This is a genomic window from Duganella margarita, assembly GCF_009857535.1.
GTDB classification, from domain to species: Bacteria; Pseudomonadota; Gammaproteobacteria; order Burkholderiales; family Burkholderiaceae_D; genus Rugamonas; species Rugamonas margarita.
This window is the reverse complement of the sequence record NZ_WWCS01000005.1, coordinates 116247-137124: the sequence shown is the minus strand read 5'-3', so window position 1 is coordinate 137124 and position 20878 is coordinate 116247. Positions and strand designations below refer to the sequence as shown.

Sequence of the window (20878 nt, the reverse complement as noted above, 5' to 3'; positions counted from 1 at the left end):
GAGAGACCCATGGCTGTAGTTACGATGACCACCTACGGCGAGCTGCCGGCCGTCCACCTGACCGCAGCCGATGGCGCGCAAGCGACGGTGTCGCTATTCGGCGCGCACCTGCTGTCGTGGAAAACCGCCGATGGCAAGGAGCGCCTGTTCGTCAGTTCGCAAACGCCGCTCGACGGCAGCAAGGCGATACGCGGCGGCGTGCCGGTCATCTTCCCGCAGTTTAACGTGCGCGGTCCTGGCCTGCGTCACGGCTTTGCGCGCGTGAGCACCTGGCGCCTGACCGGCCAGGGAGATTCGTTTGTGGAATTCAGCCTGGCGCCATCCGACCTGTCGGCCGAACACGCGCAAGCCTGGCCGCACGACTTTACGCTGACGCTGCGCTTCACGCTGCGCGCCGCTGCGCTGGACATCAGCTACAGCGCTCACAATCCGGGCCAGCAGGCTTACGATTTCGGCGTGGCGCTGCACACTTACTACGATGTCGGCCATCTGGACGCGACCAGCATCAGCGGCCTGCAACACCAGCAGTTCCTCGATCACCATAATCAAACGCTGGTGCAGGATACGCCGGCGCTGCACTTCACCGAGAAGCACGACCGCATGTACCAGTCCACGCCAGGCGTGACGCTGAACACGGCCGACGCCACGCTGCACCTGCAACAGCAAGGCTTCGATCAATGGGTGGTATGGAATCCGGGCAAAGACGATGCCGCTGCGCTGACCGATCTGGCCGATGACGAATACCTGCGCTTCGTCTGCATCGAACCGGCGCGCATCTACCAGCAGCCGCTGGCGGCCGGCGCCACCTGGACCGGCCGGCACACCATCAGCACCTGACGTCATTCCCGCGCAAGCGGGACCCCACATTCAGCATGGATTCCCGCGTGCGCGGGAATGACGGCTAGTTGGACTCTTTGATGATGCGGCCGCCGCTAGGCTGGACTGGCCGCGCATTCAATGGATAGAGGCGGCTGAACAACGCCATCTGCTGCGGCGACGCCTGCAGCGGTTCCTTCATCACCAGCCACAGCACGCCCTCGTTGCACGGCGGCGTGGTCATCGATCCCATGAAGGTGTAGTACTCGCGCTTGGCCGGCAGCAGGTCCTGCGGATCGAGCGGCTCGGACGGCGCCGCCGTATCGAACTTCTCCAGCGGCAGATTATTCCACACGGTCTGGATCACCGGCTGCGGCTTGCCGCGTTCCAGCAGCAGCGCCAGCATGGCGATGCGGCCTTCCGGGTCCTTGTGCACCAGGTGCACCACCATCTCGAAGCCCTTGCCGTTGATACGCTCTTCCGACGGACGATGGAAGTGGAACTGGATCAGCTCATAGGTGCGGTTGCCAACCGTGAGGAAATTGCCGCTGCCGACCATCACCTGCACCGTGTGGCCGTTGTCGGTCACATTGAACGACGACGGATGATAGTCGAACGTGATCTGCTCCAGATCCACCTTCATGCCGTCGCGCAGGTCGATCGGCGACTGGCGATTGCCGCTGCCGCACTTGGCCCACGCCGGATTGATCTTGCCCCAGTTGGCCGGGCCGGTCTCGCCTTCATACGACCATACATTGCTGTACACCTTGGGGATGGCCGCCACGGCGGCCTCCTTGGCGGCGGCCTGCTTCTTCGCCTTTGCCGCTGCGGCCACGCGCGCGGCCTGGTTGGCGCGCATGATGGCCAGTCGTTCCTGGATGCGGGCAGTCAGGTCGGCCTCCGCCTGGGCTTCTTTTTCGCGCTCGGTCATCTTGCGCGGCGGTGCACTCGATGCCGCAGACGAAGCCGAAGACGCGCCCACCACCGCTGCGGCGGCGCCAGTCACACCCGCAGCCCCCGCCACCGCCGATTTCGTCGAGGGCGAAATCAGCGGATCTTTTTCAGCGCCGGCGGCTGCGGAAACCACGCAGCAGCAGGCAATCAGGGTCAGGAGGGAGCGCATGAAGTATCCAGAAGTAACAGTTACAGTCTGGTATACGGATGCATTTGGGCAAAACTTGAGGGTCGCGGCTTGGCGCGCAGCGCCGAAAATAGCAAACAATCATGCTGCGGCGGCCGCGCAGCACGGCTACATGCGGGTTTCAGCGGCTTTGCAGGCGCCGAGTTAATTTCCACACGGCGCCGATCGCCATCGGCACAACCGCCAGGCCGACGCCGAACAGCACGATTTCGGTCAGGTGTTCACGCACGATCGGGATGTTGCCGAAGAAATAGCCGGCCGACGTCAACATCAGCACCCACAGGATGGCGCCGGTGAAGTTGTACAGCTGGAAGCGGGCAAAGGTCATATCCGACACGCCGGCGACGAACGGTGCAAAGGTGCGCACCACCGGAATGAAACGCGCCAGCACGATGGTCTTGCCGCCGTGTTTTTCGAAGAAGTTGTGGGTGCGCGTGAGCGCTTCTTTATTGAGCCAGCGGTAATCGTGGGTAAATACCCGCTGCCCGACCTTCTCGCCGATCCAGTAATTGACCGTGTTGCCGGTGACGGCGGCGGTAGTGAGCAGCACCATTAGCAGCGGCAGATTCATCTCGCCCACCGCGCACAGCGCGCCGGCGATAAACAACAGCGTATCGCCCGGGAAGAAGAACAGCACCACCAGACCGGTTTCGGCGAAGATAATGGCAAATAGAACAACGTAGATCAGCGTACCGTACTGCTGGATCAACACTTCCAATGTCTTATCGACATGCAGGATCATGTCAAACAATTGCACTAAGTCCATATTCTTTCCATAAGGTGAGCCGGCATCATACACTACCGCCAGTCACTGCGGCAGCGGTTTCCGAGCTGGTCATATCCAGTTTACAATCATCGCAGGCCCCGCAACAAGCGGGTTCGATCAACCAAGGAGATTTGGATGGCTTTGTTCCGCACTTTACGTGTTTTATCCCTGCCAGCACTGGCGTTGGGCCTCGGCGCTGCCAGCGCTGTCGCCGCCGATCTGCCGGAGCGCCCCAGCGCCGGCGACATCATCAAGACGTCCAAGCCGGCCGACTGGCGGCCGACCGATCCGGCCAACACCCTATATATGGATCTGCCGACCGGCCGCGTGGTGATCGAACTGGCGCCGGACTTCGCGCCGCTGGGCGTGGCCAATATCAAGACCATGGTCAAGGAACACTACTTCGATGGACTGGCGGTGATCCGTTCGCAGGATAACTACGTGGCGCAGTGGGGCGATCCGAACGCCGAGACCAAGCCCAAGTCGCTGGGCACGGCCAAGGCCAAGGTCCCGGGCGAATTCACCGCGCCGCTGGCGAACGACAAGCACTTCGTGCTGCAAAAGGATGCGGATGGCTACGCGCCGCAGATCGGCCACTCCAACGGCTTCCCGGTGGGGCGCGATCCGAAGGCCAAGACCACCTGGCTGGCGCACTGCTACGGCATGGTGGGCGTGGGCCGCGACAACGACACCGACAGCGGCAGCGGTTCCGAGCTGTACGCGATCACCGGCCATGCACCGCGCCACCTGGACCGCAATATCACGCTGCTGGGCCGCGTGATCTCCGGCATGCCGTTGCTGACTACCCTGCCGCGCGGCAGCGAGGCGCTGGGCTTCTACGGCCCGAACGAGGCGCGCATGCCGATCGTCTCGGTGCGGCTGGAGGCGGATGTGCCGGAAGCGGAACGCAGCCACTTTGAAGTGATGCGCAGCGAAGCGCCGATCTACGAGCAGGTGCTGGAAGCGCAACGCAACCGTGGCGGCCCGTGGAACAAATACGCCGCCAACTATCTGGAACTGTGCAACGCCGCCATCCCGGTGCGCGAACGTCCGAAGCAGTAACCCCAGCCGGAGGGGGTCTGACCCCGTACGGGGTCAGACCCTGGTCCGCGGTTTGCGGGGTGAGCGGTGCCGCACACGCTATAATCTTGTCGATGAACGCCCCAGACCTCCGCCCCCCACGCCCTATCCAGGCCCTGCCTGACCAGCTGATTTCCCAGATCGCCGCCGGCGAGGTGGTGGAGCGTCCGTCCGCCGTGGTCAAAGAGCTACTGGAAAACGCGCTGGACGCCGGCGGCACGCAAATCGCCGTGCGCCTGGAGGAAGGCGGCGTCAAACGCATCTGCATCACCGACAACGGCCGCGGCATCCCGCCCGAACAAATGCCGCTGGCATTGGCGCGCCACGCCACCTCCAAGATCGCCTCGCTGGACGACCTGGAAAACGTCGGCACCCTCGGCTTCCGTGGCGAGGCGCTGGCCTCCATCGCCTCGGTAGCGCAGGTGACCATCACCTCGCGCACCGCCGATGTGGCCCACGCATGGGAAATCGCCGGCTCGCACAACGCCACGCCGACGCCATCGTCCGGCGCGCTGGGCACCACCATCGACGTCAAGGACCTGTACTACAACACGCCGGCGCGGCGCAAATTCCTCAAGTCCGAGCAGACCGAATTTGGCCACTGCGCCGAAGTCGTGCGCCGCATCGCACTGGCGCGGCCCGATGTCTCGTTCTCGCTGACCCACAACGGCCGCACCGTCGATCACTGGAATGTCAGCGAAATCGCCCGCCGCAGCGCGCAGATCCTCGGCGACGGCTTTGCCGAAGCGCGCCTGCCGGTCGACGAAACCATCGGCCCTTTGCGCCTGCACGGCTACATCGGTTTGCCGACCGCCTCCAAGGCGCGCGCCGACGGCCAGTTCTTCTACGTGAACGGCCGCTTCGTGCGCGACAAGGTGCTGGTGCATGCGGTCAAAGCGGCTTATCAGGACGTGCTGCACGGCGACCGCTTCCCGTCGTACGTGCTGTCGCTGGACATGGATCCGGCGCTGGTGGACGTCAACGTTCACCCGTCGAAAATCGAAGTGCGCTTCCGCGATGGCCGCGCTGTGCATCAATGCGTCTTCCACGCAGTGCAGCGGGCGCTGGCGCAGACCTCGGCCACCGCACACGGCAGCGTGCCATCGCCGCTACCGGCGGCGGATAGCCTGAACACCACGCCGATGTGGCGCGGCGAGCAGACCTCGTTCGGCCCATTGCTGGCCCCTGATTACGCGCCGACGTTCTCGCCATCGCCATTTGGCGCATCTGGCGCATCTGGCACCGACGGCGGTGCGGGCGATGGCAGCGGTGTGGCCAGTAGCGCCGGCTTCGGCGGCCCAGCCGGCGGTCATGGCTACGGCGGCGCGTCGACTGCCGGCAGCTTTGGCGGCAACTACGCCGGCCCACGCTTCGGCGCCGGCGGCGGTGTCGCCCAAAGCACCGAACGCTACGGCGCCATGTTCCGCGACAGCGACCGCCCTGCCGGCGAGCGCGCCGCCGACATGACGCTGCCGCAAACCAGCTCCTTCACCGTCTCCGCCGCCGCCATGGCGCAGGAAGAATTCCCGCTCGGCTTCGCGCTGGCGCAGCTGCACGGCATCTACATCCTGGCGCAGAACGTCAAAGGCCTGGTGCTGGTCGATATGCACGCCGCGCACGAACGCATCCTGTACGAGCAACTGAAAAACGCGCTGGATAGCCGCGTGGCCGGTGAAGAAATGCAGGTGCAGCCGCTGCTGATCCCGATCACCTTCTACGCCGACGCAGTGGAAGTCGGCACCGCCGAAGAACACCAGGAGACCTTGCAGACACTGGGCTTCGACATCGCCGTGCTGTCGCCGACCACGCTGGCGGTACGCTCGGTGCCAGTCCTGCTGAAGAACGCCGACGCCCAGACGCTGGCGCGCGACGTGCTGCGCGACGTGCGCGAATTCGGCGGCTCCCGCGTGCTGATCGAACGCCAGAACGAACTGCTCGGCACCCTCGCCTGCCATACGGCGGTGCGCGCCAACCGCATCCTGTCGCTGCAGGAGATGAACGCCCTGCTGCGCCAGATGGAAATCACCGAACGCGCCGACCAGTGCAACCACGGTCGCCCGACCTGGGTGCAGGTGGAAATCGGCGCACTCGATAAGCTCTTCCTGCGCGGTCAATAATCATGAGCACCAAACCACTGGCCGTCGCCATCATGGGGCCGACGGCGTCGGGCAAGACCGCCTCCGCGCTGGCGATTGCGGCCCGCATCCCGTCCGAAATCATCTCCGTCGATTCGGCGCTGGTCTACCAGGGCATGGACATCGGCACCGCCAAGCCGACCAGGGAGGAACTGGCCGCCGCGCCGCATCACCTGATCGACATTCTCGATCCGCTGGACGCGTATTCGGTGGCGCAGTTTCGCAAGGACACGCTGCGGCTGGTGGCAGACATCAGCGCGCGCGGCAAACTGCCGCTGCTGGTGGGCGGCACCATGCTGTACTTCAAAGGCCTGGCCGATGGGCTGGACGACCTGCCGGGCGCCGATCCCGCCGTGCGCGCCGCGCTGGATGAGGAAGCGGCCCGCATCGGCTGGCCTGCCATGCATGCGCGCCTGGCCGCCGTCGATCCCGAAACCGCGGGGCGCCTGGCGCCGGCCGATTCGCAACGCATCCAGCGCGCGCTGGAGATCCATGCGCTGAGCGGCCAGCCGATGTCCGAGCTGCTGGCGCTGCGCGAGAAAACCGAACTGCCGTTTGAGCTGCTGTCGTTTGCGCTGGAGCCGTCCGACCGTGCGGTGCTACATCAGCGCATTGCGCGCCGCTTCGATATCATGCTGGAACAATCCCCGCACGGTAACCTGATCACCGAAGTGGAAACGCTGCGCCGGCGCGGCGACCTGCATCTGGGCCTGCCGTCGATCCGCTGCGTGGGCTACCGCCAGGCGTGGGAATACCTGGATGGCACCATTGACTATCCGACCATGCGCGAAACCGGCATCATCGCCACGCGCCAGCTGGCCAAGCGCCAGCTGACCTGGCTGCGTTCAATGCCCGATCGCGTGGTGCTCGACTGCCTGGCGCCGGACCCGGCCAGCACCATGCTGGCGCAAATTGCCGGGCGCCTCGCTTAGTCCGTCGGCAACTCGCCGCTCATATACACCAGTTCCCACAGGTGGCCATCGAGATCCTCGAAGCCGTGGCCATACATGAAGCCGCGATCTTGCGGCTCCTTGTAGGTGCGGCCGCCGGCCTCGATAGCCTTGCTAACCAGCGTCGTCACCGCGTCGCGCGACGGCGCCTGCAAGCACACCAGCACCTCGGTTGACGTGTGCGCGTCGCTGATCGGCTTGGGCGTAAACTCCTTGAAGCGGGTCTCGGTCAGCAGCATCACAAAGATATTCTCGTCCACGATCATGCAAGTGGCGGAGTCATCTGTGTAGTGCTGATTGAAGCTGTAGCCCAGATGGGTGAAGAAATGGATCGACTTCTGCAGATCCCGCACCGGCAGATTGATGAAGATATTGGTGGCCATATCGCCTCCATTGAAAAATGGTTATGCGGTCAGAATACCAATATGCCAACGTTTTGACGACCGCCGCACGCTAACGGGCATTTTTTTCAAAAAAGTTTGGGGGCGTTCTTGACAGTCCGGGCGCCATCCCCGATAATGCTTCGCGTTGCAGGTGATATAGCTCAGTTGGTTAGAGCACAGCATTCATAATGCTGGGGTCGGTGGTTCAAGTCCACCTATCACCACCAAGAATTTACTTCAGTCCGTTTGACGAAGTTTCAAAAACCCGCCCTTCTCCCAGTGAGACGGCGGGTTTTTTGTTCGTAAACGTCCACGCACGTCCTTTGATGTCCATCAATTTTAGAGGTATGTTTTTAGGGACAATCGATATACCTTCAAACGGTATACCTTAAAAACATGCCCAGGCGCGTATTGCCATTGACCGACATCCAGGTCAGACACGCAAAGCCCCAGCCCAAACGTTACAAGCTGGCGGACGGGGCCGGTATGTACCTTGAAGTGAATCCGACCGGATCGAAGATCTGGCGCATGAACTACCAGCAAGCCAACGGTAAACAAAATTGCTTGAGCTTTGGCGCATACCCTGCTGTATCGCTGGCTCTGGCACGCGAGCGGCGCGCAAAAGCCAAACACCTGCTCGCGATCGGCAAAGATCCGGCGCAGGCGCGTCGCCTTGAAAAGCTCCAGTCCGCAATGGACGCTTCGCACACATTCGAGAACGTCGCCCGCGATTGGCATGCCAACAAAGCCGACAGCTGGAAAGACAATACCGCGAAGAATGTCCTTCACCGTCTTGAGAAGGACGTCTTTCCGCTCATCGGCAAGTTTCCCATCAGTGAGGTCAAAGCGCCGTTGATGCTCGATGTGCTACGCCGTATCGAGAAACGCGGCGCAGTGGAAATGGCGCGCCGATGCGGCCAGTTCTGCGGCCAGGTTTTCCGTTACGCCATCGCGACCGGCCAGGCTGAATTCGACCCAATCCCCAGCCTGCGCGGCGCCCTGAAGGTTCGTGCGCGCGGCCACCATGCGGCTATTACGCCAGATGAACTGCCGGAATTCCTGCGCCTCTTAACCAAGCATGAATACTCCATGATGATGCAGACCCGGATCATGATCCGGCTGATGCTGTTGGTCTTCGTCCGCACCAGCGAATTGACGGAGACGCCATGGTCGGAGATCGACTTCGACAAACAAGTCTGGATCATCAAATGGCACCGCATGAAAATGGGTAAAAGGAAAATCAACCCGCGCCGGGTCGATCACCATGTCCACCTTCCGCGCCAGGGCTGGGAGCTTCTTCGCGAATTGCACTCGCACACAGGTGGCAACGAGTACCTCTTCCCTAACCGAAACGACCACAGCCGCCCAACCAGCAATTGGGCGATCCTCGCCGCGCTCAAGCGAATGGGTTATACCGGCCGCATGACAGGGCACGGGTTCCGCAGCTTGGCAATGGGCGTACTCAAAGAGCGCCTTGGCTACCGTCACGAAGTCGTTGACCGGCAGCTGGCCCACCTTTCAGGAGACATCTACGGAGAAGCCTACGACCGCGCCATGTTCCTCGATGAACGCAAGAAAATGATGCAGGACTACGCCGACTATCTCGATCAAATTGCCCAGAAAGCCGCCGATGCGGAGCGGACAACTAAAATCCACACGTGATTGATCGTATGAGAAAATTGCTATCTCACTCAACACTGGAGCGGGTTCCAACGCTCCATCGCCGAACATCGCGCGAGGAGTGCGAAAAGTTACATATATCGATACTTGGGTAACGCTTGGATGAATTGATTCGAATGAATAGACAACTTCTTAAATTTTTGATTCTGTCCACCCTCATCATAGGCAAAGCTGCCGCAGCTGATGGCCGCCCGCTCGTTCCACCAGGGGCGGAGGCCATTCTCGACAAGTCCTATCGACTTGTTGACGCCTATCAGAACGATGATGCAGCGACATGGAATCGCATGGTTTGCGGTGCATTGTCAGAAAAGGGAGGCCCCGGAAGCCTAAGCGGCATGAAATTTCTCGGTCTGCTCTCCACCCCAAGACTGGTTTCTGTTGCATCCGTTTCCGAGGCTGGAAATCTGACGACATCGCACCAACAGCCGACGGTAAAAATCGAAGTGCAGGCCGAACACTACCCTATCGGAAACTTAGTGCTAACGTTTGTGGAAATGGACAACGGTAGATGCGTGTTAGTAATTTTTTGAACGGCAACCTGACCGATGCTGCAGCCCACGCCTAACGGCGCTGCTAAGCTAGTTTGTTGAGCGACCGCTTCGTAGAACCGCGAACGTCCGCAACGGGGCGTTTACGACTGGTGCTGCAGTGCACGGTCTAGGCTAGTTGCCATCCCTAGCGATCAGCTAATAGCCGCTTAGGACAAAATAATCCGCGCCCGCGCCATAAGCACCCTGCTTGTCGACGCGCACACACAAGCGCCGCTTGGGTCCACACACCTGCAGCTTCGCACGCCCTCCCTTAGTAGACCACGCATCGGCTTGCTGCTGCAATTTCACAACCTCCGACGCCAACGCCGCACGCTCGTTTTGTAGGCCTCGGATTTCGCCACGCTGGCTTGCAATCATAGCCGTGGTACCCAACCAGGTCAGCAGAAACACGCCTGCTAGAAAACAGCACAACAGCGTCGACCAACGCCAGGTGAACCACCTCATGACAGATGTCACGTCACCCGCCGCCGCACTCATGGTCGCTGTAGACGTATGCGCCTCGGCCAAAAATGGCTGCCAGTTTTCGCGAAACTCATCTACAACAACGTGCGAGATACCAGTGATAGAACGCGTCACGGCGTCGCGAGTCGCCTCCTCTGTCGCGTTCTGAATAGTCGAGATCGTTTCCTGTCTCGTGGTTTTAATCGCCGCGTACTGTTTGACTAGGTCCGCCCGCAATACTTCTAGGGTTCTACGCTCTTGCGTCAAGCCATCCAGCGCGGCGGCAATCGCTTTCTGCTGTTCTTCCGCCACGGCCATCAAGCCGTATATCTGTGTCGACACGTCCATTTCACCTCCGATGAAATCATCGTTACCGCTTATGCAAAGGGCCACCACGCTCACGCGGCAATTTCGAACCGTCTCGCATGCGCCCGGCCCTTGTCTGTGCTTCGGCTCTTTGACGCGCCAATTCCTGCGCGCTCGCTTCTCGCTGCGCATGCTCCTTCGCGAGCTCGTATGCCTGCTCCACTTGAAACGCCCTAAAGGCCATAAGTGCGTCCTTAGCACCTTCGGCCTCCTGATGCTGTTTGAACTGGCTTCGGAAACTGGCCTTCCCTGTACCAACGTTGGCCTTTAGCTGCACCATCTCCTCACGATCCCGCAATGCCGCTGCGAGATCGCTGGACGCATCGATGATCGATTGATCCAATACGCACGCATGCCGCTCAAGCTCTCCCATCTCGCGTGCGCGCTTCAGATGATCCGCCACTTCGTTCGCGATACGTTGTCCAACGTCGCTGGATGCCCCGCGTCTCTTCATTCCGGCGACCGCTGGTCCGAGATGACTCGTCGGAACACGATCAATCCCCTGCGCCTGGAGGCTACGATGATCTACTCGGGCCGCATGCCCGGCGCGCTCGAGTTGCACATTGACGATTTCCTCCCATCGCGCGCGCTCCCGATCAGCCATGTTCCCGAGTCCGTGCCGCTGGCAATGAATCGGATCAAGTTCTACTGCCTTCTTCCCGAGGGTTCCGTCCTCGCCAACGGAGCAAGCCGATAACATGATGTGCGCATGGTGATTGCGTTCGTCGCCTTCGCGACTGGGTGCGTGGACCGCGACGTCAGCGGCCACTTTGTAGCGGTCTGCGAGTTCGCGTGCGAACGCTGTGGCCAGCGTGCGTCGTTCGTCCTTCGTCAGTTCATCGGGCAACGCGATTTCGACTTCGCGCGCTAGCACTGCGTCGCCGCGCTTATGGTGCGTTTCGACACGGTTCCAGAAGTCGGTGCGACTGGCATGCGTGCCGCCGGGTAACACTAACTCTGTATGTTCAACACCGCGCTTGCGGGTGAAATCATGCACGAGGCCAGTGCGCTGATCGACGATCTTTTCGGCCGCACGATAGGCGGCGGCAGCGGTCGCGCTGCGACCAGCTGCACGGCCGATAACCTTCACCGACAGATGATAGATCGCCATGGTGTTCGCCGTTGGTGTTGTCGTTGTCTGTGTTTTTGACTTTGTCGCGCAGCGACCGCACGGTAATCCCTGCAGGGGATTACGCTAAGTGCGCCCTTGCTGTTCGCTTCGGGGTTGCGCATCGGGCGTGAACCGCCCTTGCGCTGGCTCACTCACTATGCATGCGGATCGGCTTTAATAACGCATAGCCCGATCAAGGAGATGCTATGGAAACCATCGACACCCGTATTGAGGCAGCCGAAACTCGGCTCAAAAAGCTCAAGGCGCAACGCCAACAGATCGAAGCCCGCAAACGCACGGAGGATTCGAAACGCAAACGCACAGAAGATACTCGAAGAAAAATCTTGATCGGTGCCGCGATCCTAGCTAAAGTCGAACGAGGCGAATGGCCGCAAGCGCGCCTTCTCGCGATGATGGACGAGGTGCTTACGCGCCCGGACGACCGCGCACTGTTCGACCTTCGCAGTCCGCCAACGACAGCGCCGGAGAGCCAACTTGACCTGCCTTAGTCGCGCCGTTCAACATCGCAAGCAGGACCAACAGATTATTAGGGTATGTATTTCGGTATATGCATTTTCGCGAGGTGAAGAAACCCAATCAGGATAAGGCTTACTTTCGCGAGGTCCAAATCCACCTATCCCACCAAGATTCCGAAAGCCGTAAATCATACTAAATGATTTACGGCTTTTTTGTTTTTACCGGCACGCCACCGCGAAATCCACGTGATAGTGCTCGTCGTGCCGTATCCATGGCCGTTCCTTCATGAAGTGCAGACGTAGTCAATCCGCAGATCTTCAAATCTGCCGGCCTGGTCGAACTCGATGCCGTAGCCGAACTGGTTGCTGACATTACCCGGCAGCGGCACCGATTCGCCGGCGGCGTTCAGCACCGGCACCATAAAATCCACCGACAATCCGGCCTGGTGGGTTTTATGCGGCCGGATCGGCCCGCCTTGCGCCAGGCCGGTCTCGCCGTAGACGAAGGTTTTGCCCTGCGCAACCGTGCCATAGCAAGTGCTGCCGAGTCCGATAGACGGCAGTGCAATTAAAAAGCAAACCAGCCAACGACGCATAGCGCATCCTTTCTCAGAGCGATCCCTGTTGTAACACGCCTGCGCAAGATCGAGCTGATCGTACGCAAGCGGTCTCTCCGGCGCGGACGCGACTGTGAAATGGCGCGTCAGTTTTTCCCCACATCGACGTATGGAAAATTTGCGTTGGCCTATACGATGTCGGCATACCTGAGTGTATAAAACTGCCCATCGCCACGTTTTTCAGGCTAACCACACCATCAAAATCCTCTGATTTCATAGCGAAATCACCCTCGCCGCACCTCTGCCGCACTGCAATAAAACGTTTTCCCTGGCGTGTTGCCCATGCTTGCCGAAATGGCTAGTCTTGACCGTGACAGGTCATCAGACAACCTGCACCCGCCCAGAACTAACCGACTGAGGACGACATGAAAAAGAAAATAATGGAGACCATGGTTCCGCTCGCTTTGGCGGCCATGTATGCGCCTGCGGCCTCGGCCCAGGCAACACAAGCGGAACCGCCGGCCGCCGCCGAAGATCCCGGCACCACCGTGGTCGTTACCGGCTTCCGCTCCAGCCTGCAAAAAGCGCTGAACCTGAAGCAGCAAGCCATCGGCGTGCGCGATTCCATCGTCGCTGAAGACATCGGCAAATTCCCCGAGGCGAACGTCGCCGAATCCTTGCAGCGCGTGCCCGGCGTGATCCTCAACCGCGACGAGTCGTCCGGCGAGGGCCAGCGCATTTCGATTCGCGGCCTGCCGACCGAATACTCGGTCACCACGCTGAACGGCGCCCCGGTCAACACCACCTCCACCGCCACCATCGGCTCGGCGGCGCGCGGCTTCAACTACGACGTCTTCGCATCCGAACTGTTTGGCCGCGTCGACTTCTATAAATCGCCGCTGGCCGAACTGACCGAGGGCGGCCTCGGAGGCATCGTCGACCTGCAAACGCCGCGCCCCTTCGACAATCCCAAGCGCACCATCCGCTACGGCCTCACCGACACCTACAACACCAGCTCCAAGCACAATGACCCGAACGGCTTCGTGCTGTACTCGAACACCTGGGACAACCTCGGCTTCCTGATCGGCGCCTCGCACAGCGGCAGCATCAACACCCGCTCCGGCTTTGAAGCCACCGGCGGCTACAACAGCTCCTTCAACGGCAGCCAGAATCCGGTCAAGGGCAACTTCGCCCTTGCGCTGGACTTCGACAGCCCGCTGGCCAATCTGGGCGGCTACACACGCGACCAGGTGGCCAAAGCCTTCCTGCCGCGTATCTATCGCTTCTACGGCTCGCAGAACGAACGCACGCGCGACGGCCTGGTATCATCGGTGCAGTGGAAAACGCCCACACTCAACGTCAGTTTCGACACCCTCTACTCGAAGCTGGAGAACACCCGCGCGGAACAGCTGTTCGGCATCCTGGTGCGCAGCACCGCCACCACCAACCGCAACGCGCCAGTTGGCGCCAGCGGCAACAACGGCCTGATACCGCTCGACGTCCACATCGACCCGGGCACCAATCTGCTGACCGGCACCTTCGGCAATACCACCTACAACGCCGGCGCCGCCTATACCAAGGACGACACCAAATTCGGCTACGGCGCATTGAACGCCAGCTGGAAGGCCAGTCCCAAGCTGACGCTGAGCGGCCAGGCCAGCCTGAATCAAAGCACCGCCACCAGCGCCACCGGCCAGCTGTCCGGCTACATCTACGGCGCCACCTCGACCATCGACTACGGCAGCGATCACGTCTACCCATCGATCTCCTCGCCGACCAGCTACACCGATCCGAATAGCTGGAGCGGCTTCACCATCGGCACCGGCTGGACCAAGGAGACCGACAAGGGCAAGCAAGCGCGCGTGGCCGCCGACTATGACTACGACCTGCCCGGCGGCTGGACCGGCCACCTGAAAACAGGCCTGACCTACGTCGCCACCATCAAGGGCGTCAGCAAGCGTAACGGCACCGCGCTCGCCACCGCGCACCTGAACAGCATCGGCGCGGCCGGCCTGCGCAGCGCGATGACGTCCCAGCTGCCGATCAATAACCTCGACTTCGGCGCCGGCTGGCCGCATAGCTGGGCCACCTGGAACAGCAACTACTTCTACTCGCAGTTCGACCCCAATGTGTACAACCCGGATTCCGCCTTCACGCCATCGCAAAGCTTTGCGGCGGAAGAGGATGTGAAAACGGCCTTTGTGCAGTCCGACTTCAAGGGCGACATCGGCGGCCACGAATTGCGCTTCAACGCCGGCGTGCGTTTCTCCAAGACCGAAACCGACATCGACAACTTCAAGCAGAAAGGCGCGGGCCTGGTCTATTCGCCCAACCACGAGCAAGGCTCGTACAGCAATGTGCTGCCGGCCATCAGCAGCGCGTTTGACCTGACCGATGATTTGATGTGGCGCGCCTCATGGGGCAAAACCATCACGCGCGCGTCGCTGTCGATCATCGCCGCGCAGACCGTGATCCCGAACCAGTTTGATAACTCGGCCACCTCGGGCAATCCCAACCTGCGCCCGCAACAATCGAAGAACCTGGACACCAGCCTGGAATGGTACTTCAAGCCGGGTAGCCTGTTGTCGGCAGCCGTGTTCCAGAAGAAGCTGACCGACGCCACCGTCGCCAACACCACCGTGGTGCCGTTCTCCTCGCTCGGCCTGCCGGATACCGCATTGGGACCGCTGTTCCAGGATGCGAATGGCCACGTCGATCCCAACCTGGCGATGACGCTGCGCACCTACACCAACGCCGGCGAACAAACGCTGAAAGGGTATGAGCTGGCCTACCAGCAGGCCTTCAACTTCCTGCCGGCGCCGTGGAGCGGCATGGGTGCCATCGCCAGCTATACCCACATCAATCCCTTCAACAGCGCGCCGTGGATTACCAACGCCGGCAAAGTCATTGACGTCAATTCGGTGCCGAAGTACGCTTACAGCACCACGGTCTACTACGAACAGGGGCCATGGGCGGCGCGCCTGTCCTATAACTACAAGGACAAGTCGCTACACCCGGACAACCCGCGCAACCTGGGCGATGACCTGATCCGCTGGCGCGCGGGACGCGGCTACCTCGACGCCAACATCAGCTACAAGATCAACGAGAATCTCGAATTCCGTATCGATGCGCTCAACCTGAGCAACACGCTGGCCTACGATTACTTCGAAGACGCCAGCGGGAAATACGGTAGCGGTAAAAAGACCCGCATGGACTATGCGAAGTATGATGGCCGCACGATCAAATTCGGCATCCGGGGAAAACTCTAAATGATGAAACGACTGTACGCCGCCAGCCTGTTGGCGGCGAGTTTGGCCGGCTGCGCTTCGGCGCCGCCGGCGGTCGACACGTCCGAACAGGAAGTGATCGGCATTATCAACAAGGTCAATGGCTACTGGCAGCAGCGCGAAGCGCCGCAGAAGTGGGCCTTCTGGGATATCGCCGCCTACCATACCGGGAATATGGAGGCGTACCAGATCACCGGCAATCCGGCATGGCGAAAGTACTCGGAAGACTGGGCGGCGCATAACAACTGGCAGGGCGCCAAGTCGACCGACAAGGCGACGTGGAAGTACCAGTACGGCGAGACCGATGACCATGTGCTGTTCGGCGACTGGCAGATCTGCTTCCAGACCTATGCCGACTTGTACAAGCTCGATCCCGATCCAAAGAAGATCGCCCGCGCGCGCGAGGTGATGGAGTACCAGATGAGCACTGCCAACAAGGACTACTGGTGGTGGTCGGACGGCTTGTACATGGTGATGCCGGTGATGACCAAGCTGTATACGATCACCGGCAATCGCCAGTATCTCGACAAGCTGCACGAGTATTTTGAATACTCCAACAGCATCATGTACGACAGCGACGCGCAGCTGTACTACCGTGATGCCCGCTACGTCTATCCCAAGCATCAAAGCGTCAACGGCAAGAAGGACTTCTGGTCGCGCGGCGATGGGTGGGTGTTCGCCGGCCTGGCCAAAGTGCTGAAGGACTTGCCGAAGGATGATCCTTATCGCGCTGACTACATCGCCAAATTCAAAGGCATGGCGCAGGCGTTGAAGAAAGCGCAGACCGACGACGGCTACTGGACCCGCAGCCTGCTCGATCCGCAGCACGCACCCGGGCCGGAAACCAGCGGTACCGCCTTCTTTGTCTACGGCTACCTGTGGGGCATCAATAACGGCCTGCTTGAGCGCGACGAGTATCTGCCGGTGGTACGCAAAGGCTGGCGCTACCTGAGCAAGACCGCGCTGCAAGCGGACGGAAAAATCGGCTACGTGCAGCCGATCGGCGACCGCGCCATACCGGGACAGGTGGTTGACCAGAATTCGACCACGGCGTTCGGTGTCGGCGCCTACCTGCTGGCGTCCTCGGAGCTGGTGCGCCTGCTGCGACAATAACAACGGAGACTGAATGCAACGACGACACTTTATCCAGACCCTCGCAGCGACGGCCGGCGGCGGCATCGCCAGCGCGCCAGCCATGGCGGCTAGTTCCGCCACCGCAAGCGCAGATGGCAGCGGCGCCGCAGCCCGCACACAACTCGCCACACTGGCGCAAAAAATGTCCGAGCCAGTGCTGGCCAACATGGCCGCCGGCACACTAAAGAAAAACTTCGTCCTCGAAGTCAGCCCCACCTGGGATGGCCGCGACAAAGGCGTGGCCTTCCTCGAATGCTTCGGCCGACTGATCGCCGGGGTCGCGCCATGGCTGGCCCTCGCCAACGATGGCACGCCCGAGGGCCGCACCCGCAAGCGCCTGCAACAACTCGCGCTGCAAAGCTATACCAATTCTGTCGATCCATCCAATCCGGACTACCTGCTGTGGAAAGGCCCAGGCCAGACGCTGGTCGATTCCGCCTACTTCACCAATGCCCTGATCCGCGCGCCGCAAGCGCTGTGGGAACCGCTGGACGCCAAAACCAAGCAACGCATCATCGCCGAAATCAAATCGCTGCGCCGCATCGAACCGCCGTACATCAACTGGATGCTGTTCGCCGCCATGAACGAAGCATGGCTGATGTCGATCGGCGAAGAATTCGACCCGCTGCGCATGAATGTCGCCATCCGAAAAATCAACGAATGGTACGTCGGCGATGGCTGGATCAAGGATGGCGACGCCTTCCACTTCGACTACTACAACGCCTTCGTCATGCACCCGATGCTGGTCGAAATCCTCGACGTTCTCGATGCGAAAAAAGGCGCGTTCTGGAACGGCAAGCCGGAAGAGCTGCGCGCACAGGCCATCAAACGCATGCAGCGCTACAGCGAACACCTGGAACGCTTCATCTCCACCGACGGCAGCTTCCCGCCAATCGGCCGGTCGCTCACCTACCGCACCGCCGCCTTCCAGCCATTGGCGTTGCTGGCGCTGCGCAAGCAGCTGCCGCAAAGCCTGCCCGAAGGCCAGATCCGCGCCGCACTGCAAGCAGTGCACAAGGCCGTGTGGTCGGCGCCGTCCAACTTCAGCAAGGAAGGTTATCTCACCATTGGCTTTGTCGGCCATCAACCGGAACTGGGCGACTGGTACTCCAACAACGGCAGCATGTACATCGCCTCCGCCAGCCTGCTGCCACTTGGCCTGTCGCCGACCGACAGCTACTGGACTGCGCCCGCGCAAGACTGGACGCAAAAGAAAGCCTTCGCCGGCGCCCGCTTCCCTAAAGACTACCCGGTAAATTACTAATGACGATCGAATCCACTTCCCGCCGCACCATGTTACGTGGCGCCAGCGCCGCCGCAGCAGCAACCACCATGGGCAGCCTGATGCTGCCGCTGTCCGCGCAAGCCGCCGCCCGCTTCAGCATCAGCGACACCGACTTTATGCTGGACGGCCAGCGCCTGCAAATCCGCTGCGGCGAAATGCACTTTGCCCGCGTGCCGCGCGAATACTGGCAGCACCGCCTGAAAGCCATCAAGGCCATGGGCCTGAACACCGTCTGCGCCTACCTGTTCTGGAATTACCATGAGTGGCGCGAAGGCCGCTACGACTGGCAAGGACAGCGCGACGCCGCCGAATTCTGCAAACTCGCGCAGCAGGAAGGCCTGTGGGTCATCCTGCGTCCCGGTCCCTACGCCTGCGCCGAGTGGGAAATGGGCGGCCTGCCATGGTGGCTGCTGAAGAAGCCCGGCGACGCCTTCCTGCGCACGCGCGACGCCAACTTCGTGCAGCCGGCGCGCCGCTACATGAAGGAAGTCGGCCGTATCCTCGGACCGCAGCAGATAACCCGCGGCGGGCCGATACTGATGGTCCAGGTCGAAAACGAATATGGCTTCTTCGGCGAAGACCTGGATTACATGCGCGACATGAAAAGCATGCTGCAAGATGCCGGCTTCGATGTGCCGCTATTCCAGTGCAATCCAACTAACTCGGTAGTCAAGTCGCACATCGACGGCTTGTTCAACGTCGTCAATTTCGGCAGCGATCCGCAGACTGGCTTCAAGGCGCTGGACCAGGTGCAGAAAGGCCCGCGCATGTGCGGCGAATACTACTCCGGCTGGTTTGACACCTGGGGCGCACCGCACCGTCGCGGTTCCGCCAACGGCGCCGTGGCCGACATCCAGACCATGTTGAAGGCCAACGGCTCCTTCAGCCTGTACATGGCGCACGGCGGCACCAGCTTCGGTCTGTGGGGCGGCTGCGACCGGCCCTTCCGTCCCGACACCAGCAGCTACGACTACGACGCGCCGATCAGCGAAGCCGGATGGACCGGCGAAAAATTCCAGGCCTACCGCGAGGGCATCAAACCCTTCCTGCCGGCGGGCGAAACACTGCCGCCGCCACCGCCGAGAAATCCGGTCATCGCCATCAAACCGTTTGGGTTCAAGGAGTCCTGCACGGTGGCCGCCGCCATGCCAACCAAGGCGCTGAGCGTGACCTCGCCGCAGCCGATCGAACAATACGACATCAGCCGCGGCCTGGTCTCCTATCGCGTCAAGCTGCCCGCCGGCCCGGCCGGCAAGCTGGAAGCGGCCAAGGTGCGCGACCTGGCCTGGGTCAGCATCGACGGCAAACAAGTCGGCACCATGGATACGCGCTACCGCCGCTTCAGTGTCGACCTGCCGGCGCGCAGCAAACCGGCGACGCTGGAGATCCTGCTGTACACCATCGCCCGCGTCAACTTCGGCGTCGAAATCCACGACCGCAAAGGCCTGCATGGGCCGGTGCTGCTCAACGGCCAGCCGCTGGAAAATTGGGACATCCGCGCCATCGACTTTGACGCCGACGCCGTGCTGCCGCCGCTGACGTGGAAGACCGGCCGCGCACAGGGCGCCGCTTTCTGGCGCGGCGGTTTCGATGTCACGCAAAGCGGCGACACCTTCCTCGACTTGTCCGGCTGGGGCCAGGGCATCGTGTGGGTCAATGGCCGCTGCCTGGGCCGTTACTGGAGCATCGGCCCGACGCAAACCATGTACCTGCCCGGCCCGTGGATGAAGCAAGGCCACAACGAAGTCGTGGTGCTGGACCTGACCGGCCCACGCAGCGCACGCATCGAAGGCTTGACCATGCCAGTTCTCGACAAGCTGCGGCCGGAGCTGGACCTGGCGCGTCCGCCTAGCAAAGTGAAACCGGCGCTGGACGGCGTCAAGCCAGCGCACGAAGGCGAATTCGCGCAAGGCTCGGCGGTGCAGGACGTGAAATTTGCGCAGCCGCACAAAGGCCGCCAGTTCTGCCTCGAGTCGCTGGACGCGTTCGACGGCAAGCAGTACGCCGCCGTGGCCGAACTGGCGCTGCTGGGTGTCGACGGCAAGACGCTCAACCAGTCCAACTGGACCATCGTCTACGCCAGCAGCGAGGAAGCCACCAAGGAAGACGGCGGCGCCCTCAACGCCATCAACGGCCAGGCCTCCGACTTCTGGCACACGGCTTACAGCGGCAAGGCCGCGACGGCGCCGGGCAGCAAGCACCCGCACCGCCTGATTATCGACCTGGGCGCCGAAGCCACCATCGCCGGCTTACGTTACACCCCGCGCCAAGGCCCGGAAGGCGTCACCGGCCGCATCAAGCACTATCGCGCTTACGTCGGCGACCATCTGGTAAAGGAAAACTGACGCCGATTGGCGACAAGGCTGCTCTCAGATTGAGGAGATCAACTTTGCTCCGCAGGCAGCCTTGTCGCCATCGTAAGCAACCGCTTTGCCGTGGTGATGCCGATCGCTGGACGCCACTTGTATCGGGAAGTTGCCTTTACATTGCGGACAGACGGTTATATCGCCATCCACAGCTATTGGCTTGCCAAGCGCTTTGAAATCATTGGCCGCAGAGATCACTTTGCCGCCATGCGACGTTGCGTCACCTAGACGAATGACGCCCTTGCCCTGGCTGTTTTTCATGCGGTACCTCCGTCATGCTTCTCATTTAGTTACCAGGAGCGATCTCTGCGCGCCAAAGCTCGGCGTTCTTAAAGCTGTCTTCCTCGCCATGC

Annotated in this window: 18 protein-coding genes and 1 tRNA gene; 12 read left to right on the top strand and 7 right to left on the bottom strand. The window is 61.4% G+C overall.

What is annotated here, in order from left to right; all coding sequences use genetic code 11:
• Positions 1-9: 9 nt before the first annotated feature.
• Positions 10-837, top strand: coding sequence for a D-hexose-6-phosphate mutarotase (locus GTP55_RS09775; RefSeq protein WP_161044745.1), 828 nt, complete (start codon positions 10-12; stop codon positions 835-837).
• 64 nt (positions 838-901) lie between these two features.
• Here the strand turns inward: GTP55_RS09775 and GTP55_RS09770 are convergent, their stop codons facing one another.
• Both GTP55_RS09770 and GTP55_RS09765 read right to left on the bottom strand, forming a co-directional pair.
• Complete coding sequence (locus tag GTP55_RS09770) at positions 902-1939, bottom strand: carbonic anhydrase (protein WP_161044744.1); 1038 nt, start codon at positions 1937-1939, stop codon at positions 902-904.
• A 139-nt stretch (positions 1940-2078) separates the two neighbouring features.
• Positions 2079-2723, bottom strand: a complete 645-nt coding sequence (locus GTP55_RS09765) for a VTT domain-containing protein (RefSeq protein ID WP_161044743.1) — start codon at positions 2721-2723, stop codon at positions 2079-2081.
• A gap of 135 nt (positions 2724-2858) precedes the next feature.
• Between GTP55_RS09765 and GTP55_RS09760 the strand changes: the two genes are divergently transcribed.
• From GTP55_RS09760 to miaA, 3 genes are all read left to right on the top strand, one after another.
• On the top strand, positions 2859-3785 hold the full coding sequence (locus GTP55_RS09760) for a peptidylprolyl isomerase (protein WP_161044742.1): 927 nt from the start codon (positions 2859-2861) through the stop codon (positions 3783-3785).
• Between the two features lie 92 nt (positions 3786-3877).
• Positions 3878-5920, top strand: coding sequence for a DNA mismatch repair endonuclease MutL (gene mutL / locus GTP55_RS09755; RefSeq protein WP_161044741.1), 2043 nt, complete (start codon positions 3878-3880; stop codon positions 5918-5920).
• 2 nt (positions 5921-5922) lie between these two features.
• Positions 5923-6870 (top strand): tRNA (adenosine(37)-N6)-dimethylallyltransferase MiaA, encoded by a 948-nt coding sequence (gene miaA, locus GTP55_RS09750; protein ID WP_161044740.1) that lies wholly within the window; start codon positions 5923-5925, stop codon positions 6868-6870.
• Here the strand turns inward: miaA and GTP55_RS09745 are convergent.
• Complete coding sequence (locus GTP55_RS09745; protein ID WP_161044739.1) at positions 6867-7271, bottom strand: VOC family protein; 405 nt, start codon at positions 7269-7271, stop codon at positions 6867-6869. The genes miaA and GTP55_RS09745 overlap by 4 nt on opposite strands.
• Positions 7272-7421: 150 nt before the next feature.
• On the opposite strand from GTP55_RS09745, the gene GTP55_RS09740 reads away from it, so the two are divergent.
• From GTP55_RS09740 to GTP55_RS09730, 3 genes are all read left to right on the top strand, one after another.
• Positions 7422-7498, top strand: a tRNA-Met gene (locus tag GTP55_RS09740).
• 190 nt (positions 7499-7688) lie between these two features.
• A complete protein-coding gene (locus GTP55_RS09735; RefSeq protein WP_229257851.1) occupies positions 7689-8933 on the top strand; it encodes a tyrosine-type recombinase/integrase in 1245 nt (414 codons plus the stop codon).
• Between the two features lie 116 nt (positions 8934-9049).
• On the top strand, positions 9050-9481 hold the full coding sequence (locus GTP55_RS09730) for a hypothetical protein (RefSeq protein WP_161044737.1): 432 nt from the start codon (positions 9050-9052) through the stop codon (positions 9479-9481).
• 156 nt (positions 9482-9637) lie between these two features.
• On the opposite strand, the gene GTP55_RS09725 is transcribed toward GTP55_RS09730, so the two are convergent.
• On the bottom strand, positions 9638-10291 hold the full coding sequence (locus GTP55_RS09725) for a hypothetical protein (protein ID WP_161044736.1): 654 nt from the start codon (positions 10289-10291) through the stop codon (positions 9638-9640).
• 22 nt (positions 10292-10313) lie between these two features.
• Positions 10314-11420: a MobQ family relaxase gene (gene mobQ, locus GTP55_RS09720; RefSeq protein ID WP_161044735.1), complete on the bottom strand. Its 1107-nt coding sequence runs from the start codon at positions 11418-11420 to the stop codon at positions 10314-10316.
• A 206-nt stretch (positions 11421-11626) separates the two neighbouring features.
• On the opposite strand from mobQ, the gene GTP55_RS09715 reads away from it, so the two are divergent.
• Complete coding sequence (locus GTP55_RS09715; RefSeq protein ID WP_161044734.1) at positions 11627-11929, top strand: DUF8583 domain-containing protein; 303 nt, start codon at positions 11627-11629, stop codon at positions 11927-11929.
• A gap of 251 nt (positions 11930-12180) precedes the next feature.
• Here the strand turns inward: GTP55_RS09715 and GTP55_RS09710 are convergent, their stop codons facing one another.
• Entirely contained in the window at positions 12181-12492 is a 312-nt protein-coding gene (locus tag GTP55_RS09710; protein WP_161044733.1) for a hypothetical protein, read from the bottom strand.
• A gap of 386 nt (positions 12493-12878) precedes the next feature.
• Here GTP55_RS09710 and GTP55_RS09705 point away from each other — a divergent pair, with 386 nt between their 5' ends.
• From GTP55_RS09705 to GTP55_RS09690, 4 genes are read left to right on the top strand one after another with little or no spacing between them, the layout of a single operon-like run.
• The gene (locus GTP55_RS09705) at positions 12879-15722 is read left to right on the top strand and encodes a TonB-dependent receptor (protein ID WP_161044732.1); all 2844 of its coding nucleotides are present in this window, start codon (positions 12879-12881) and stop codon (positions 15720-15722) included.
• The gene (locus GTP55_RS09700) at positions 15723-16853 is read left to right on the top strand and encodes a glycoside hydrolase family 88/105 protein (protein ID WP_229257850.1); all 1131 of its coding nucleotides are present in this window, start codon (positions 15723-15725) and stop codon (positions 16851-16853) included.
• A 13-nt stretch (positions 16854-16866) separates the two neighbouring features.
• Complete coding sequence (locus GTP55_RS09695) at positions 16867-18138, top strand: DUF2264 domain-containing protein (protein WP_161044731.1); 1272 nt, start codon at positions 16867-16869, stop codon at positions 18136-18138.
• Positions 18138-20504, top strand: coding sequence for a beta-galactosidase (locus GTP55_RS09690; protein ID WP_161044730.1), 2367 nt, complete (start codon positions 18138-18140; stop codon positions 20502-20504). Before GTP55_RS09695 ends, GTP55_RS09690 begins: the two co-directional genes overlap by 1 nt.
• Positions 20505-20528: 24 nt before the next feature.
• Here the strand turns inward: GTP55_RS09690 and GTP55_RS09685 are convergent, their stop codons facing one another.
• Positions 20529-20786, bottom strand: a complete 258-nt coding sequence (locus tag GTP55_RS09685) for a PAAR domain-containing protein (RefSeq protein ID WP_161044729.1) — start codon at positions 20784-20786, stop codon at positions 20529-20531.
• Positions 20787-20878 lie beyond the last annotated feature (92 nt).